At 71.1% G+C, this 15,181-nt stretch carries 13 protein-coding genes and 3 pseudogenes; 8 read left to right on the top strand and 8 right to left on the bottom strand.

Annotation, left to right across the window (positions count from 1 at the left end; genetic code table 11):
- Window positions 1-21: 21 nt before the first annotated feature.
- The gene (locus ACFWIS_RS31805; RefSeq protein ID WP_380524125.1) at window positions 22-1,500 is read left to right on the top strand and encodes a hypothetical protein; all 1,479 of its coding nucleotides are present in this window, start codon (window positions 22-24) and stop codon (window positions 1,498-1,500) included.
- Window positions 1,501-1,701: 201 nt separating this feature from the next.
- On the opposite strand, the gene ACFWIS_RS31800 is transcribed toward ACFWIS_RS31805, so the two are convergent.
- Both ACFWIS_RS31800 and ACFWIS_RS31795 read right to left on the bottom strand, forming a co-directional pair.
- Window positions 1,702-2,025, bottom strand: a complete 324-nt coding sequence (locus tag ACFWIS_RS31800) for a hypothetical protein (RefSeq protein WP_380524123.1) — start codon at window positions 2,023-2,025, stop codon at window positions 1,702-1,704.
- Entirely contained in the window at window positions 2,022-2,735 is a 714-nt protein-coding gene (locus ACFWIS_RS31795) for a DUF1524 domain-containing protein (RefSeq protein ID WP_380524145.1), read from the bottom strand. Before ACFWIS_RS31795 ends, ACFWIS_RS31800 begins: the two co-directional genes overlap by 4 nt.
- Window positions 2,736-3,008: 273 nt before the next feature.
- On the opposite strand from ACFWIS_RS31795, the gene ACFWIS_RS31790 reads away from it, so the two are divergent.
- Window positions 3,009-3,161 (top strand): hypothetical protein, encoded by a 153-nt coding sequence (locus ACFWIS_RS31790; RefSeq protein ID WP_380524121.1) that lies wholly within the window; start codon window positions 3,009-3,011, stop codon window positions 3,159-3,161.
- Between the two features lie 354 nt (window positions 3,162-3,515).
- Here ACFWIS_RS31790 and ACFWIS_RS31785 read toward each other — a convergent pair whose 3' ends face one another.
- The gene (locus ACFWIS_RS31785; RefSeq protein ID WP_380524119.1) at window positions 3,516-4,001 is read right to left on the bottom strand and encodes a hypothetical protein; all 486 of its coding nucleotides are present in this window, start codon (window positions 3,999-4,001) and stop codon (window positions 3,516-3,518) included.
- Window positions 4,002-4,101: 100 nt separating this feature from the next.
- Between ACFWIS_RS31785 and ACFWIS_RS31780 the strand changes: the two genes are divergently transcribed.
- The 5 genes from ACFWIS_RS31780 to ACFWIS_RS31760 all read left to right on the top strand — a co-directional run bounded on the left by ACFWIS_RS31780 (window position 4,102) and on the right by ACFWIS_RS31760 (window position 10,130).
- A complete protein-coding gene (locus ACFWIS_RS31780; protein ID WP_380524117.1) occupies window positions 4,102-4,827 on the top strand; it encodes a hypothetical protein in 726 nt (241 codons plus the stop codon).
- Between the two features lie 76 nt (window positions 4,828-4,903).
- On the top strand, window positions 4,904-5,452 hold the full coding sequence (locus ACFWIS_RS31775) for a hypothetical protein (RefSeq protein ID WP_380524115.1): 549 nt from the start codon (window positions 4,904-4,906) through the stop codon (window positions 5,450-5,452).
- 76 nt (window positions 5,453-5,528) lie between these two features.
- A complete protein-coding gene (locus ACFWIS_RS31770; protein WP_380524113.1) occupies window positions 5,529-8,342 on the top strand; it encodes a Helicase associated domain protein in 2,814 nt (937 codons plus the stop codon).
- Between the two features lie 13 nt (window positions 8,343-8,355).
- On the top strand, window positions 8,356-8,673 hold the full coding sequence (locus tag ACFWIS_RS31765) for an Imm51 family immunity protein (protein WP_380524112.1): 318 nt from the start codon (window positions 8,356-8,358) through the stop codon (window positions 8,671-8,673).
- Window positions 8,674-9,110: 437 nt separating this feature from the next.
- The gene (locus tag ACFWIS_RS31760; protein WP_380524110.1) at window positions 9,111-10,130 is read left to right on the top strand and encodes an LGFP repeat-containing protein; all 1,020 of its coding nucleotides are present in this window, start codon (window positions 9,111-9,113) and stop codon (window positions 10,128-10,130) included.
- 228 nt (window positions 10,131-10,358) lie between these two features.
- On the opposite strand, the pseudogene ACFWIS_RS31755 reads toward ACFWIS_RS31760, so the two are convergent.
- The 4 genes and pseudogenes from ACFWIS_RS31755 to ACFWIS_RS31740 all read right to left on the bottom strand — a co-directional run.
- Window positions 10,359-10,769, bottom strand: a pseudogene (locus ACFWIS_RS31755) (ATP-binding protein); the annotation flags it as partial.
- Window positions 10,769-12,290, bottom strand: a pseudogene (gene istA / locus ACFWIS_RS31750) (IS21 family transposase). The pseudogenes istA and ACFWIS_RS31755, both read right to left, overlap by 1 nt.
- On the bottom strand, window positions 12,287-12,901 hold the full coding sequence (locus ACFWIS_RS31745; RefSeq protein WP_380524108.1) for an SMI1/KNR4 family protein: 615 nt from the start codon (window positions 12,899-12,901) through the stop codon (window positions 12,287-12,289). Before ACFWIS_RS31745 ends, istA begins: the two are co-directional and overlap by 4 nt.
- Window positions 12,902-12,969: 68 nt before the next feature.
- A pseudogene (locus tag ACFWIS_RS31740) lies at window positions 12,970-13,635 on the bottom strand (transposase); the annotation flags it as partial.
- Between the two features lie 327 nt (window positions 13,636-13,962).
- Between ACFWIS_RS31740 and ACFWIS_RS31735 the strand changes: the two are divergent.
- Window positions 13,963-14,547 carry a hypothetical protein gene (locus ACFWIS_RS31735; protein WP_380524106.1) on the top strand — a complete coding sequence of 195 codons (585 nt, stop codon included), beginning with the start codon at window positions 13,963-13,965 and terminating at the stop codon, window positions 14,545-14,547.
- 49 nt (window positions 14,548-14,596) lie between these two features.
- On the opposite strand, the gene ACFWIS_RS31730 is transcribed toward ACFWIS_RS31735, so the two are convergent.
- Window positions 14,597-15,154: a type VII secretion system-associated protein gene (locus tag ACFWIS_RS31730; protein WP_380524105.1), complete on the bottom strand. Its 558-nt coding sequence runs from the start codon at window positions 15,152-15,154 to the stop codon at window positions 14,597-14,599.
- Window positions 15,155-15,181 lie beyond the last annotated feature (27 nt).

The raw sequence follows: 15,181 nt of genomic DNA, 5'->3' as shown, positions 1-15,181 counted from the left end.
ACCGACAGGAGTTCCCTGGCGATGACCCAGCACGCACCCACGTCCCGGACCGGGCTGGCCGCTACCGCGCTGAGGGTTCCCTCAACCGGGCGGGAACTGGTCACGGCGGTGTGCGCGTTCCACGGCCGCTCAGCGCCCGGCCCCGGCCTCGCGGCGCGGCTGGTGAGCCGGGCGTTCACAGCGCTGGACCAGGTGCCGCTCGATGTCCGCCTCTACGTCCATGATCTCCAGGCCACGGCCGAGGAGTGGCCGGCCCTGCCGATCACGCTGCCGCCGACACCGTGGCAGGCCGCCACTCTCATCGACGACCTGGCCGCACTGGTCACGGGCCTGTCGGCGGCCGAACTGCGCGAGGCTGCCGAGGGCCTGGCCCTCACCCGTGGAGAGGTCGCACTGGCCTACGACTCGCCCACCCTCGCCGGGGGTTGGCCGGACGGGGATGAGCCACTGCTCGATACCGCGACACAGCCACGAGGGCGCCGCGCCCGGGAAGCCGAACTGCTCCAGATGTTCGACCACGTGGGCCCGCACGACTGGACCCCCGAGCAGATCGACGCCGTCCGCAAGGCCCTCCTGATCCGCCTCTCCGGCCTCGGCGACGCCCTCCTGCGCGTCTCCGCGCTCCCGCCCGCCACCCTGGACTGGCAGGCCGACGGCGAGCGGCTCACAGCACGGGTGCCCGTGCCCGGCGCGCCCCAGCCCCTGGAAGCCCAGGTGGCCGCCGTACCCGTCGAACCGCACCCCTTCACCTCGTGGAACGATCCGGTTTGGGGCCCCACCGACGCGGCCGCGTCCCGCGAGCGCTGGCGGTGGAGCGTGGGCTGGCGTTCCGCCGACGGCGCGTTCCACACCGATACCGGAAGTACCGAGGCGACGGAGGCCGCGGCCCGGTTCGGCGCGGAGCAGACCCTCGCCGCCTACGCCGCGCAGGCACCGATCGTGCGCCAGCGGCTGCGCTACCGCCTCCTGGTGCCACGGCAACCCGACACGCTGGCCATGAGCGACCCCGCTGTCCTGGTGCTGGGCCTGCGGCCGCTGCTGGAGGCGGTCTGCGACGAGTACCGGTCCGAGGCGAGCCACCAGGAGCCCGCGACCGGGTGGCGGGTCCTGCCCCACCAGGACGAGAACCAGGAGCGCAGCCTTGTCGCGATCCTCCTCGACGACTGCTCCCTTCCCTACCCCGAGCTCGGCGACCCGGCCAACGACGCCGACCCGGCCAGCGCTGCGTTCGAGGACTTCCTGCGCTCCCACGCCGTCATCCTCACCCCGCCCGCCCGCGCCTACCTGGCCGGGCTCTCCCACGCCGGGCCCGGCGAGCTCCCGCTACGCCAGCGGCACGAGGCAGCAATGCGCGCGGTGTTCGCCGTCGGCGGCGAAGCGGCCGACCTGCTGGCCGCCGAGGCCGGCCCCCTGCCCGACGGCACGGCCTGGATCGACCTCCTGGACGCTGCGGCGCTGGAGGAGTTCCTCGCCGCCACGGAGTCCGATCAGGCCCCGTGACTGCAGACCGGGCAAGGCCCCGGCGTGAGCGCCGTCAGACGTCGGTGAGATGGGTGCACGCGCCGGGGCAGTGCATCACCATCTGGCCCGCCCCAACTGCCGGTCGAGCAGTACGTCCAGAAGCTGGAGCAGCGGAGCACCGCGGCCAGCATCGGCACCCCACTTGCCCCCACCTGCGGAGAGCTGGGGGCAGACACGCGGTTACCCGGCGCTCCACCCACTGCGCCTTGGGGCGGTGGCGGCCCCGCCGCGCCGTACAGCCTCGCCCATCGCCTCGTGGACGGCTTGGGCGGCGGCCCAAGTCGGTGCCGGCACCGGGGCGTCCTCGACGGCGTACCACTCATCGGCACCGTCGTACTGGACGGCAAGCAGCGCTTGCTGGCCGTCCCACGTGGTGCGCAGCGTGAGGTCGCCGGTGATCACCCCGACCTCGACCGTCATCACGCCGCCCGGTCCGGACGGGATGCCGACGGTTACCAGCGGTCGGGCGGCAGGGTCCGGAGTTGGGGTGCTGGGGGCGGTCATGATCCCGCCGGGCAGGTGTCGAGCATCTGGCCGAGGGCTGTCTTCTCCGGCTCGGTGACGGTCAGCTTGTAGTAGGTCTTGACGTTGGTCCAGGCCTCCGCGTAGCGGCACCAGGCCGTCTGGGACGGAGGCTTCCACTGGTCCGGCGTCTGGTCGCCTTTCGCCCTGTTGGAGGCGGCGGAGACTGCGAGGAGCTGGGGCCGGGTCAGGTCGTTGGCGAAGGCCTTGCGCTGCTCGTCCGTCCAGCTGTCCGCCCCGGCGCGCCAGCCGGCGGCGAGGGGCACCAGGTGGTCGATGTCGACCTTGGAGGCGTCGGTGAACTGGAGCCCGTCGTAGACCGAGATCCAGGTGCCGGAGGTGGAGCGGCACTGTGCGTCCGTCACCACCGACTGCCCGTCTCTCTTGAGCACGCTCTCGCGGGTGTCACACGCGGCTCCTTGGGAGGCCCAGTGGGGGAAGTGATCACGGGAGTAGCCGGTCATCGGTCGCGGCGGCGCGACCGTCAGCGCCGTCAACTGCACTCGGGCCGTGGCAGCGTCCGTGGGCTGCGGCCCCGGCCAGCCGACAGCGGCGGAGGACGGGGGGGCCGCGTCCGCAGCGGGCCTGTCGGAGGTCGTGGCCTTGGTGCAGGCACCGAGCAGCGTGACCGCGAGGATCGCCGTGCTGGCCCGGAGAACGGTCGATCCGGCTGGTCGCGTGGTGGAGGGCATGGGCAGCAGCTTGCCCGCCACGGCCGTGGTCACCAAGTGCGCCACGCCTACGGGCTGACTGCCCGGCGGAGGCCCCCGGACGCTCTGCGCTGTGCGGCCGGCCGGGGCCCGGGGCTGGGGGGTGCCCGGGTCCTGGCCAGGGGAGGCTCGGCCGTGCGGGGCGCGACCGCTCTGCTCGGCGACCCGACCGAAGTGCCTGGTCGGCTCGCCGTCGTGCCGTGAATGCTAGACCTGCCGTCTGCGTGGCGCTTCCACCCGGACCACCTCCAGTGCATGCGCGACATCGATGCGATGGTCAACACCTGGGACGAGTACGGCCCCTTCAGCGAGGCAGACCTCGCCCAGCGCGACGCCGAGGTCCGGGCGATCTACGACCGGTACGCCAGCCGCTACCCCGGCCGCGTCCTCGCGCCGTGGGAGGAGTGAGCCGGCCAGCGCCCCCGGCCGTCACATCCCCCAACCACCGGTAGGCCGCACCGCAGTCCGAGGCGCCGGGGCGGGAACGGGGGCAGGCTGGCGGTATGGCCGGGGACCGGAATGCGGAGTTCGCCGCCCTCGCCCGCCAGGCCGTGACCTGCGCGGGCGGCCTGCGGCTGCTGATCGAGCGGATGAGCGATCTCGGCTGGCGGATGCAGGACTACAGCGACGAGGACCTGCTCAATGTCGCCTCCGCCCTGCGCGGCACCGCGATCCTGATCACCCTCGACACCGGCCACATGGACCTGTACGCCGAGCTCACCGGCCACCGGGCGCACGAGGTCCGCGACGGCGTTCGGTGGCCTAACGCATGGCGGTCTTCTCGTCGAGCCCAAAGACCTCGGCGAGGTGGAGCGGTTCGGGGCCGTGGACCATGGCCTCTTCGAGCTCTCGGTCGACACGGAGCCGCTCCAGCGTCGCGGCCCGGCCGCGCATCGCGGCGCTGATCCAGTGGTTGCTGGCCCGGGTGGTCCGGTTCGCGGTCTGGTTGTTGATCAGCAGGTGGAGGTTCGCCGTGTTCGGCCAGTGGGCGCGCCGGTGCTCCAGCCAGTCCAGCAGCAGCTTCAAGGTCAGGTCGTCGAGGGGGCGAACGCGGCCGGCGATGGTCAGCCGCCGGTTGCCAATGTCGACGTCATCGAGAATGAGCGTGCCGATCTGGGCGACCCGGGCGGCGTGGACCGCGGCGAAGGCGAGGATGAGTCGTGTCGCCGGGGTGGTGGCCTCTGCGACGGCCCGGTGGGGAGCCTCGGCGCGCCGCTCGCGGATACAGATCCCCCAAATCGGAGACAATTGTCTCCGGCAGGGCTATGGTGGAGACACGACGAAGGGATGGCCGGCGTCGATTGCGACCCGCCACCGGCCACCCCATGACCGGAGAGGAACCCCTCCAGTGAGCGTTACCGTACCGCCTGCTGTCATCCGCGACCCCCGCCACCTGGCCGACTACCTCAACGTCCACGAAATGCCCGGCCGCCGATCGATGACCGCGATCACCCGACTGCGTCGCGAGCGCGCCAAGCTGCGCCCGCTGCCCGTGGTGCCGGAGTCGGTGGAGGTCCGGGCGCAGCGCCGGGTGCTGGCCGCCGCTGTGGCGGAGATCGAGCGGCGTGGTGGTGAGACCGAGATCGTCTCCGAGAGCACCAAGGTCCGCCTGCACATCGCCGTTCGCGACGTGAGCACCGGCATGATGCTGCTGCGGGCCGAGGGGTGGCGCTACTACTCCCGTCGGTTCGGCCACCGGCGGGCGGAACTGGCTTACGTGGTCGGGCGTGACGACGCGGGGCCGTGGGCGGTGAGGGTGCCGGGCACGATGACCACGCTGCGGGACGCTCTGGCGTGGATGGAACCGGCCGAGGTCACCAAGGCCCGCGCCGCCGGCCGCCGCGTGTGGCGCCAGGGCGACGTGTACGCGATCGAGACGACGGCGGCCCACGACGGGCGAGGCGTCGACCTGCTGCCCGATGCTCACGAGTGGCGCCCGGGAACCCGCTACCTGGTCCACCGGCCGGAGGACGGCCGTCGCCACCGGCCGCTCAAGCTGACCCCGCCGGTGCGGTTCGTGCGCCAGCGGGTGCTGGAGATGGGCCGCAGCGGCGCCCGCGCCTTCGGCGACTGAACGTCCCCGCCCGCCCTCGGGGCGGCCGCCCGGCCGCCCCACCCCACCCCGCCCCGCCCCTGAACGGAGACACCCCATGGCCGACACCCGCATCCAGACCCGGGTGAGCGATGAACTCGCCGCCTGGCTGGACGACCGCGACCAGCGCATGATGACCGGCACCGTCCACATCCAGGCCAAGCTCGAACTGGGCATGTGGCGCGGGGCCCTAGCCGCCGAACTGCGCCGCATCCGGCTGACGTTGAACCAGGCGAACTGCATCGCCGACATCCTCAACGGCACCCTCATCACCCCCGCCCTGGCCGGTAGCGCCCCCCTGGTCTACTACGAGGTGGCCGACGCCTTCCAGCTGGTCCGCGACTCGCCGCTGCCCTACGAGGAGAGCACCTACGGCGCCAAGTGGGAGATCGATGAGCAGGCCCTGCTCACCTACCTGCGGTCCCTTGGGCCGACGGCCGACCACGCCCTGCACGACGCGGTCAGCCGCTGGTGGGCCGCAGACCACAAGGACACCCGTGAAGGATGGGCCGCGGTCGGACTCACAGTGGTTCCCGACCCCGTCCGAAACGAGGACGGTGGCGAGGACACCACCGGCTCCAGCACCTTTTCGCGCCAGTCTCGTTGAGCACTCCGCCGGGCAGGGGATTTAGCGTGTCCCCTGCCCGGCGGGCGGTCAGCATCACCCGCAGAAGGACGGCCCCGTGAACGAGCAGGAACGCCCCTACCAGACCGAAGCCGTGGCGGCGCTGGTCGCCGGTCTACGGGAGTCGCCCCTGGGCCAACTGCATGCCGCCTGCGGATCGGGCAAGACGCTGATGTCGCAGCGTGCCACGGAACGGCTGCTGCCCGCCGGCGGAACCGTTGCCGTCCTTACCCCGTCGCTGGCGCTCATCGCGCAGACCCTCTCCTCCTGGCAGCGCAACGCCGCTTCGCCGATCCGTGCGGCGCTCGCGGTCTGCTTCGACGACACCGTGGCCGACGCACCCGCCCGCCTGCCGGACTTGCGCATCCCGGTCACCACCGACCCCGCTGCCATCACGGCCTGGCTGACCGAGCCCGCCGACGGGTTGCGGCTGATCGTGGGCACCTACGCCTCCGCCGAACGCCTCGCCGAAGCTGTGCGCGCCACCGCGCCCCTGGACCTGCTCATCCTGGACGAGGCCCACCACCTGGCAGGCCGCCCCGCCGCCACCACCCGCCGCGTGGTCGACCGCGCCTTCCTGCCCGCGGGGCGCCGGCTCTACATGACCGCGACCCCGCGCATCAACCGCTCAGGCGCCGAACGTCACGGCCATCTGTCCATGGACGACCCCGACGTGTTCGGCCCCGTCCTGTACAGCTACTCCTTCGCCCGCGGCATCGCCGAAGGCTACCTGGAGGACTACCGGCTTGTGGTTGTCGGCATCAGCGACCGCGAGGCCCGCTCGCTGCTCGCCGACGAACAGCGCGAGTACGTCGAAGAGATCGGCGCGCCGTCCTTGCAGACCCTCGTCGCGCAGGCCGCCCTCATCAAGGCCAACTCCCTGCACCGCGCCCGCCGCGTCCTGACGTTCCACCACCGCGTCGATCAAGCCGCCGACTTCGCCCGGACCCTGCCGCGCACTGCCGCCCGTCTCGGCACCCTCATCCCGACCTCCAGTCACGTCCACGGCGAGATGAGCCACAACGTACGGGACCGCGTCCTTGACCACTTGCTCCATCCGCCCGAGGGCGGCTGGACCGTGGTGTCCAACGCCCGCTGTCTGGGCGAGGGCGTGGACGTGCCGGCCGTGGACGCCATCTTGTTCGCGCACCCCAAGCGCTCAGCGGTCGACATCGTGCAGGCCGTCGGCCGCGCACTGCGCCCCCACGCCGACACCGCTGGCCCCTCGACCATCATCGTGCCGCTGGTACTACCCGAAGAGGACGGCGAGGTCGGCGACCTCGACCCGGGTGACTACGAAGTCCTGTGGCAGGTCGTGCGGGCCCTGCGCGCCCACGACGACCCGCTGGGCATGGACCTGGACGTCCAGCGTTCCCACGGCCACGTCGACAATCCCGGCCTCCCCGAGAAGATCACCGTTGTCCTGCCGCAGGGCACCGCCCAACGCATCCTCGACACTCTCACCACGATGCTGGTGCGACAGACCACCTCCCCCTGGTGGGAGGGCTACGGCCACGCCGCCACCTTCTACGCCACCCACGGCCACCTGCGCGTGCCCACCGACTACCTCACACCCGACGGCTACCGGCTGTGGCGCTGGATGCAAGACGCCCTCAAGCACCGCCGCCGCGGATGGCTCAGCGCCGACCGGGTCGAAGCCCTCGACAAGCTCGGCATGGTCTGGGAACGCCATCAGCAGGCATGGGAGAACGCCTACCAGGCCGCCGTCGACTACCACGCGGCCAAGGGAAGCCTGCGTATCCCCCAGGGCTACACCGAATCCTCCGGCTTCCAGCTCGGCAGGTGGATCAATCGCCAGCGCGCTCAGTACCGCGCCGGCCGCCTCAGCTCCGACCGCGCCGAGCGACTCACCCAGCTCGGCATGGTCTGGAACGTCCTCGACGCCGATTGGCAGAACTGCCTTGCCGCCGCCAGGGCCTACCGAGAGCAGCAAGGCCACCTCGACGTCCCCGAGGACTACACCGCACCCGACGGCACCCCGCTCGGTCAAACCCTTTCGCACCTCCGCGCCAGCCGACGCAAAGGCACCATCGCCGCCGAACGAGCCGCAGTCCTCGACGAACTCGGCATGATCTGGGCCCCCAAGCAGGAGCGTGCCGCCACCGAATGGGACCGTTTCATCCGCGCAGCCCGCCGTCACCTCGCCCGCCCCGGAGTGCGGAACCTGCAACTTCCTCGCGGCTGGCGAGACCCCGAAGACGGTTACCCCCTCGCCTCCAAGCTCGCCACCTACCGCCAGCGAGCCGCCGACCTCACGGACGAACAGCGGGCCCTGCTCTCAGAACTCGCCCCCACCCGCACCGCTGCCACCGCACAGAGCGACGCTGCCGCTGCCATGCGCCGCTTCCACGCCGAGTACGGCCACCTGCGTATCCCCGCCACCTACCGCACCGCCGACGGCACCCTGCTCTACCCCGTCCTAGACCGGCTGCGCGGCTGGCACCGCAACGGCACGCTCCTGCCCGGAGTACAGCGCGAACTCGAAGAACTCGGCCTATCCCTCCAGCGGTCCGATCCCTGGCCCGACTTCCTGGACGCGCTGCGACGCTGGTACGCCGACCATGAACCCGGCCAGCTGCCACCGCGTGGATACACCGACCCCAGCGGGTACCCGCTCGCCCAACGCTTGGAATACCACCGCCACCGCGCAGGCACAGGTCAACTGCCAACCGAACGCATCGAGCAGTTGCTTGCCCTGGGCGCTCCGATGCCCCGCCGGCGGACCAACGCCCCTGGCGGAGCGAGCCATGACGAAATCACCCGCAGTGGTGCTATGCGGACCAGGAAGGCCGCAACCGAGGCGCCTAGTGCCGTGACCGGAAAGGATCACCGGGGTGGGAGCTGGGCGTGAGAAGATCGCGGCCGTGGCCATCTTGCTCCATGACTTCGCTGGCAAACACTCGCTGACGTTTGACGTTGGCCGCCTTGCTGCTGACGCGGCGGTAGCCGATGCAGGGCACGAGCCGAACGGGTACTTCTGGGAAGGCCTCGTGCAGTTCGCCTGGCCGGACATTGCCGAGCGCCTCGACTTCGACAGCGAGGCCGGCATGTTCTGCGTGGTCGGAAGTCCGAGTGACCTCGCGCAACTCAGGACGGCCCTTGAGCCGGTCATCGCGAGCCCCGACGCGGTCAGGGACATCATCGAGCGGGCAGAGACTTCAGGCTTCGAGTTCGACGACTAGGGCCTGTCCGGCGGATCTTCGTGGGGCATGATGTGCTGGGTGCACTCCGCCATCCACGCTGGCCACCCGCAACACGCTGCACGGACACGGATCCTGCCAGATCACCGAGCTCACCATCGCCAGAACGCCGCGATCCACCTAAATCCCGCTTACCAGTTCATCATTGCGCAGCCCGCGCGCGGGCCCCTGGGATGGCCGGGCGCAGTCTGAAGGTGCTGCCGAAAGGCCGCGCAGGTGAGGAGTGGGTGTCGGTTCACCACCACGGGTGTCGAGGTCGGTGGAAAGGTGTGCCCCCGAGCCGGCGGCCCAGAGCCCCCGTCGGTCGACCTGGTCGTCCACCGGCCCTGCGCCCGCAGGGACCCGGGACGAGGCCTTCTGGTGCAGCTCGGCTGGAATTCCTCTCCTCACGAATCTCCGGCGCCCGATACCTTTCCGGAGTGAACAAACTACGGAAAGTCACCCTGCTTGGGGCAGCGTGCCTGGCCGCGCCTCTGGTTGCGTCGTCCCCGGCAGCGGCAGCCGACCGCGACTTCTGCGGGAAGACCGTCTCCGGTGCCATCCTCGACAAGTACATCGAGCTGAAGGACGTGTCCTCGCCGCTGAAGTGCCCGGTGACGAACGAGATGTCCACTCCTGACGGGCGCGGCCGGTACTCCCACTTCGAGGGAGGTTCGATCTACTGGTCGCCGGCGACCGGCGCCCACCCGGTGTGGGGGGCGGTGCACGACAAGTGGGAGGCGATGGGCTGGGAGCGGTCCTCGCTTGGCTACCCCAAGTCGGACGAGCTGAAGAACGCGGACGGCAAGGGCGTGCGCCAGGAGTTCGAGGGCGGCACCGTGTACTGGTCGGCGGCGACCGGCGCCCACCCGGTATGGGGGAGGATCGGCGCGACGTGGGGCGAGTACGGCTGGGAGAACAGCGCGTTCGGCTACCCCGCGTCCGATGAGACGGACGGTACCGGCTCGTGGACGGACGCCGACACCGGGCAGGTCCACACGTACCGGCTGGTGACCCAGAGGTTCGCCTCAGGTGCGACGCTCTTCTGGACTCCGGGCGGCGCCACAGAGGGCTGCGGCGGCGAGTGCACCGGCTACGAGGTACAGGCGCCGGGCAGCCTCGTCAGCCGGGTGCGGGTGAACCTGCCGACGGACTCGGACAAGTTCGTGCTGATGATCTTCCCGACGGATGCCGGCTTCCGAGGCGGCATCGACAAGGCCGCCGCCGGCTGGCAGGAGGTCTGGGCGAACACACCGAATCCGCTGCGCCTGGACACGACCGACAAGGCGGAATCCCTGCGTAAGCAGTACGCGTGTCACGCCGCATACGCGCTCAAAAAGCCCGACGGCAGCTGGAACACCGGCAACTCGTGGGATCTGGAGTCGGAACGGCCGAACGTGAGCTGGACGTACGCCACGGACGTACTGTTTGTGGCGTTCCACAAGTGCAACTGGACTTGACCGGGGAGCGAAACGCCCTGCGGCCGGACCGAGCCGTGGTGGTGATGACGGCGCCAGCCCCAAGGCAGGGTCCTAGACCGGGTATGGGGCGATGCAGTGCCGCAGGGGGGGTCTGCGCCCTGAGCATCCGGGGCCGGCCATGTCCGGTGGAGGAGGCCTCGCGCCACTCGCGCAGGTGCGCGGCGACGGCGTCCAGGACGACCTGGTCGCCGCCGTCCTGGGAGCGTCCTCGACCGCGGCCTGGCCGAGCGCCTCGGTGAAGTGGCTCTTGCCGGTGCCGGACGGTCCGCAGACACAGAGATTCTCCCGACGGCCCACCCATTCAAGGGACTTGAGCGCGTCCTGGGTGTGCCTGGGGATCGCGGAGGCGGTCTCGTCCCAGTCGCCGAAGGTCTTGCCGGTCGGGAAGCCGGCCCGCTTGCGGCGGGTGTGCAGGTTCGCCCGGTCGCGGCCGGCGGCCTCCTCCGAGAGCAGGACCCTCACCACCTCGGCCGGATCCCAGCGTTGGGCCTTGGCGGTGGGGATGATGTCGGGCAGCGAGCGGCGGATGTGCGGGAGCTTGAGCCGCTTGGTCAGTTCGATGGCCTCGGCCAGCAAATCTCCGTTGGTGCCGTGGACGGTGCGGAGCGGGGTGGCCATCAGGACGGGTCACTTTCGTTGTGGTCGAGCAGAGCGTTGACGCCGAAGGAGGACCAGGCGGAGGTGCCCGGCTGGAGCGAGTGCTCCTCGCTGCGGCGGGTGGGTTCGGCCTGTCCGTGGACGGACTGGTAGTCGAGGATCGAGAGCAGGTCCTTGTCCGCGAAGCGGCCGGTGACCGCCGCGGTGCCCAGCGCCCGATCGACCTCGTCGGCGGAGAAGAGCTTGGCGAGGGCGACGGCCTGGGCCATCTTCGCCTTCATCCGCCGGGTGCCGGCCGCGGCGGCCTCCACCAGCCAGCTGGCGGCGCCGGGGCCGAGCTGGAGGAAGGCAACCTCCTCGACGCTGGTCGCCTTCGGCGTGCGGTCGGCTTCCTTGTTCTCGCGCGGTGGGTAGTGCGCGTCGTCCAGCACCGGCGAGCCCGGCTTGCCCATCCGGTGGCGGGCGACTTCGCGGGCGGTGCCGCTGGCGTCGACGGCGGTGACGATCAGTTCCTCGCCGTGGAAGCGGGCCCAGACCCGGGTGTCGATCAGCTCGTGCGGGACCGAGTAGCGCACCGCCTCCACCGAGATCGTCGCGTCCCAGTTGACCCGGCGGGTCGTGCCGAACGCCGCGGTGAACGGCTGCCGCGGCAGCGGGTGCAGCCGCTGGCGCTCCTCCGTCAGTCGCTCGACGGGCTTGCGCCGGGTCTCGCGGTGGGTGCGGGAGTTGACCTCGTCGCAGAACTCGAAGGCAGGCCGCCTCCAGTTCGCCGAAGGTGCGGAACTCCTCGCGCAGGTTCACGTCCTTGGGCACCAGGTCGGCCTTCGCGATGCGAACCGTCGCCTCCGAGCCGCCCTTGGACTCCGGGTCGGCCGGCACGCAAGTACGGATGGTCGTGCCGTAGTGCCGGGCGACCTCCACGATCTCCGGGTTGCGGACCGCGATCCCGGCGATGTGATCGGTCGTCACCGTCTTCTCGTTGTCGGTGAGGATGTAGGCCGGCACTCCGCCGATCCGCCGCAACGTGGTGTCCAGGCAGGCCGTGACCGTCGGCAGGGTCTTGTCCCAGATCGGGATCACCACCCGGAACCTCGACCAGGCCAGCCACGCGCAGAACAGCGTGGTCCTGCGGCCCTTGATCACCGGCCCGTCGCCGAAGTCGTACTGCAGCCAGAGCCCCGGCTCGGTCACCCACGGCCGGTAGACACGCCGCTGACCGGCCCTGAACTGGGCCTTTGCCTCGGCGACCGTGCGGCGGGTGGTGCGTTCCCCGCCCGTGAAGCCCATCGCGACCAGGCGCCGGTGCACCACGTCCGCGCGGATGCGGCCCTGCGAGCGGACCACCAGCTCCTCGATCTTCGGAAGGTAGTCGTCGATCGCCCGGGCGCGGTGCCGGCGCTGGCCCGGCTCCAGGCCGGCCTCGCGCATCTTCACGTACCGGGCCACCGTGTGGTGGTCGCACCCGGCCAACTCGGCCGCAGCACGGTAACTGCCTGTGAGACATCGCACGCGATTAAGAGTCAAGCGGGGTGGGTTGATCATCGGCCCGGGTCGGCGGGTTGCCACGTGAGATCAAGTGCACCATCGACTGTGGCAGTGCGGGATTCCTGGGAGCCGCCGAGGGCTGCGTGGCTCAGCAGCGCGGGCGTGCCGGCCTCCAGCGCGTTGGCGATGTCTTGGAGCATCGAGGTGACCGAGGCCCACTGGGGGACGTCCAGCATCCAGGTCTCGTTGTCCCAGAGAAGTACCGCGCCGTGGGTGTCACCGGGTCGCATGTCGACGACCAGCCCGTCGCCACCGGGGCTCAACGCGATCGGCATGAACTCACGCAGGTAGCGCGTCTCGGGCTGGCCGTTCTCGTCGAACGATTCGCCTTCCTGCTCTGCGACCAGCAGCCAGATGTCGTGGGTCTCCAGGGCCTCGTCCAGCGAGACCGGGGCGAACGCGTCCGGAATCCAGTAGCTCGCGGTGACGTCGGGCAGCAGCCACCAGGCCCGCAGGTCGGCGGGCAGGGGCAGGCCGAGGTCTGCCTCGAAGGCGTCCAGGCGGGCGGCATCCGGCGCTGGTCTCGCCGGGCCTCGTCGGGTGTGCGCGGTGAGCCAGGTGCCGATGCGGCTCCAGGAGGTCGGGACGTCGTGATCATCGGTTGTCATGGCGGGCAGTCTGCCTCACCGGGGTGTCAACGGCCGAAGCTGTGCAGCACTCTCAGCGAAGCAGCCGGTCAGGCCGCGACTGCGGTGAGAGCTGGTGCGGGAAAGGCGGTGTCCTCGTCGAACCGTTCGTGGTGCTGGAGGCAGTGGTGGAGCTGTCCGAGCAGGCGGTTGAAGAGATGGCGTTGGGCGGCGGCGTGCCAGTCTCCGTGTTCGCGGCGGGCGCGGTAGTGGGCGCCGGCTCCGGGTGAGGCGGTGAGGGCGGAGAACGCCCAGAGGTAGCCGACGTGGTTGAGGCGGTCGTTCTTGACCATGCGTCGTCCGATGTGGCTCTTCTTGCCGGAGGCGCGGGTGATCGGCGCGGCTCCGGCGTAGGCCTTGAGGCCGCGGGCGTCGGCGAAGCGGGTGTGGTCGTCGCCGACCTCGGCCAGGACGCGGGCGGCCAGCTGGGTGCCCAAGCCCGGGAAGGACAGCAGGATCTCCGCGTCGGGGTGCTGGGGGAAGAGTTCCTCGACAGCCTGGGCGAGTTCCTCGGCGGCCTGGCAGGTGGCGTCGAGCTGGTGCAGGAGGGCGAGCATCTGCTTGCCAAGGGCGTCCTCGACGAGCTGGGGCTGGTGGGCGTACGTGTTGCGGAAGACCTCGCGCAGGCGGTCGGTCTCGGTGTCGAGCTTGCGGCTGCGGCCGGCGCGTCTGAGGGCGGCGGCGACCTGGCTGCGGGTCAGGCGGGCGGCGCGTGCCGCACAGCGGCAGGCTCTCCCCGCCGGGCAACTCGGCGGCCACATAGGCGAATCCGGCACGGAAGCGGATCGCGATGGCATCCACGTACGGCCAGCGTTCGCGCGCGTGGCGGTTCAGGCGCTGGCGCAGGTGGTGCTGCATCGATTCCGGGGGGGTTCTTCGGCACGGGCCCCATCCTGCCGGGGTGCGGCGGCGACCCGCCATGATCTTTGGCCGTGCGTGGTGGGCGACACCGGCCAGGCACCCTTAGCCTCCGGTACATTGCGGACGTTCGTCGAACGGGGATGTCGGGCGCGGGCCTGGGATCCAGCAGGGAGGGACGGTCCGTGGTTCTGTTCAGCATCGCCCTCACCGTCGGGTGGCTCGGCGCGGCGGCCTGCGGCGCTGTCGTCGTCGCGCGGGCAGGTTACGGCCAGCGCCTGAAGCCCGGCGTCCCACCCGGGGTGATCGAGAGGATCGTCCTCAGCGCGTGCGCGTTCACAGCAGGTGAGGGGACTCCTGCGATCTACCAGTGCCTCGGACTGGTTTCCAAGACCTGCGCCCCGTGGCTGCCGCTCATCCACGGCTTCCTGGTCCTGACCGGATATACGCTGATCGCCCGGCTGATGAGCCGGACCCGCTGGGGTCGGCGAGCGGACAGTCTGCTCACCGGGCTCCTCTGGGAGGCCATGCCGGCCGTCGCGGCGGCGCAGCAGCGCATGGGTGAGCGCGGCGGGGACTTGGTGGAGAGGGCCCAGGTAGCGCTTCGCGGCGGCCGGGGCCGGGAAGCGCTGCAGTACGTGGTCAGGGTGCGCGAGCTGGTCGAGAGTGCCGGGATCGCCGCGCCCCCGGCCTGGGCCGAGGTCGACGGCCAGATCCTGCGGTGGCAGCGCGGGGCCCTGAGCCGCCGAAAGGTCCAGGACTGCGGCTGACCACGGACCAGCTTCGGCTCGGGTCGGTCGCCGTTCGCCCTGCCCCTGGTCAGGCCAAGGCGATGTCGTCCAAGGGCAGCGTGGCGGACGGGCGGGCGGTGGGGTTCAAGCGTAGGAGTCCGCCGGGAACCTCGGCTGCGATTTGGCGGCCGGTGAGGAGCCGGTAGCCGGGCCAGTCGGAGGGAAGGCGCGCAGGCGAGGTGTAGGCGGTGATAACTCCTGCCGCCTCGGGGTGGGGCTCGGTGTACAGCCCGGGGTGCTGGGGATGGGCGAGGACGGCGAGCGGGGTGTCGCGCAGTGCGGTGAGCAGGTCGTTCTCGCCTGCGTGGCCGGTGGCGGCGGCCTGGAGGGCGGCCTCGGCGACGTTCTGGGGCTTGTACATGCCCAGGGCCTGCGGGGAGGGCCGGTAGTCGGGGTTGCCGGTCCACTCGATGTCGCAGAAGGGGCCGACCTGCCACCATCCGAGGATGCCGTGCAGGGGGACGTGCCCGTCGGGGTTGAAGGCGGGGTCGATCTCGTAGATCCATTTGCCGGGCGAGGCGAGGGCGCGCTGGCGCAGCGCGTCGGTGATGGGTGGTGCGGGCGGCCCTGCGGGCGGGGTGGTCACTGTGGGGTCCTCGGTCTTCGATCAAGG

This window comes from Kitasatospora sp. NPDC127060 (genome assembly GCF_042724935.1).
In the GTDB taxonomy this organism is placed as follows: domain Bacteria; phylum Actinomycetota; class Actinomycetes; order Streptomycetales; family Streptomycetaceae; genus Kitasatospora.
Note: the sequence above shows the minus strand (reverse complement) of the source record. Positions and strands in the feature narration are given on the sequence as shown.

What these genes read in the sequence shown, in the direction of transcription:
- ACFWIS_RS31800 (WP_380524123.1), bottom strand. Translation starts at nt 2,025, where the DNA reads ATGACCGCCCCCAGCACCCCAACTCCGGACCCTGCCGCCCGACCGCTG.
- ACFWIS_RS31805 (WP_380524125.1), top strand. Translation starts at nt 22, where the DNA reads ATGACCCAGCACGCACCCACGTCCCGGACCGGGCTGGCCGCTACCGCG.
- ACFWIS_RS31790 (WP_380524121.1), top strand. Translation starts at nt 3,009, where the DNA reads ATGCGCGACATCGATGCGATGGTCAACACCTGGGACGAGTACGGCCCC.
- ACFWIS_RS31795 (WP_380524145.1), bottom strand. Translation starts at nt 2,735, where the DNA reads ATGCCCTCCACCACGCGACCAGCCGGATCGACCGTTCTCCGGGCCAGC.
- ACFWIS_RS31745 (WP_380524108.1), bottom strand. Translation starts at nt 12,901, where the DNA reads ATGACAACCGATGATCACGACGTCCCGACCTCCTGGAGCCGCATCGGC.
- ACFWIS_RS31775 (WP_380524115.1), top strand. Translation starts at nt 4,904, where the DNA reads ATGGCCGACACCCGCATCCAGACCCGGGTGAGCGATGAACTCGCCGCC.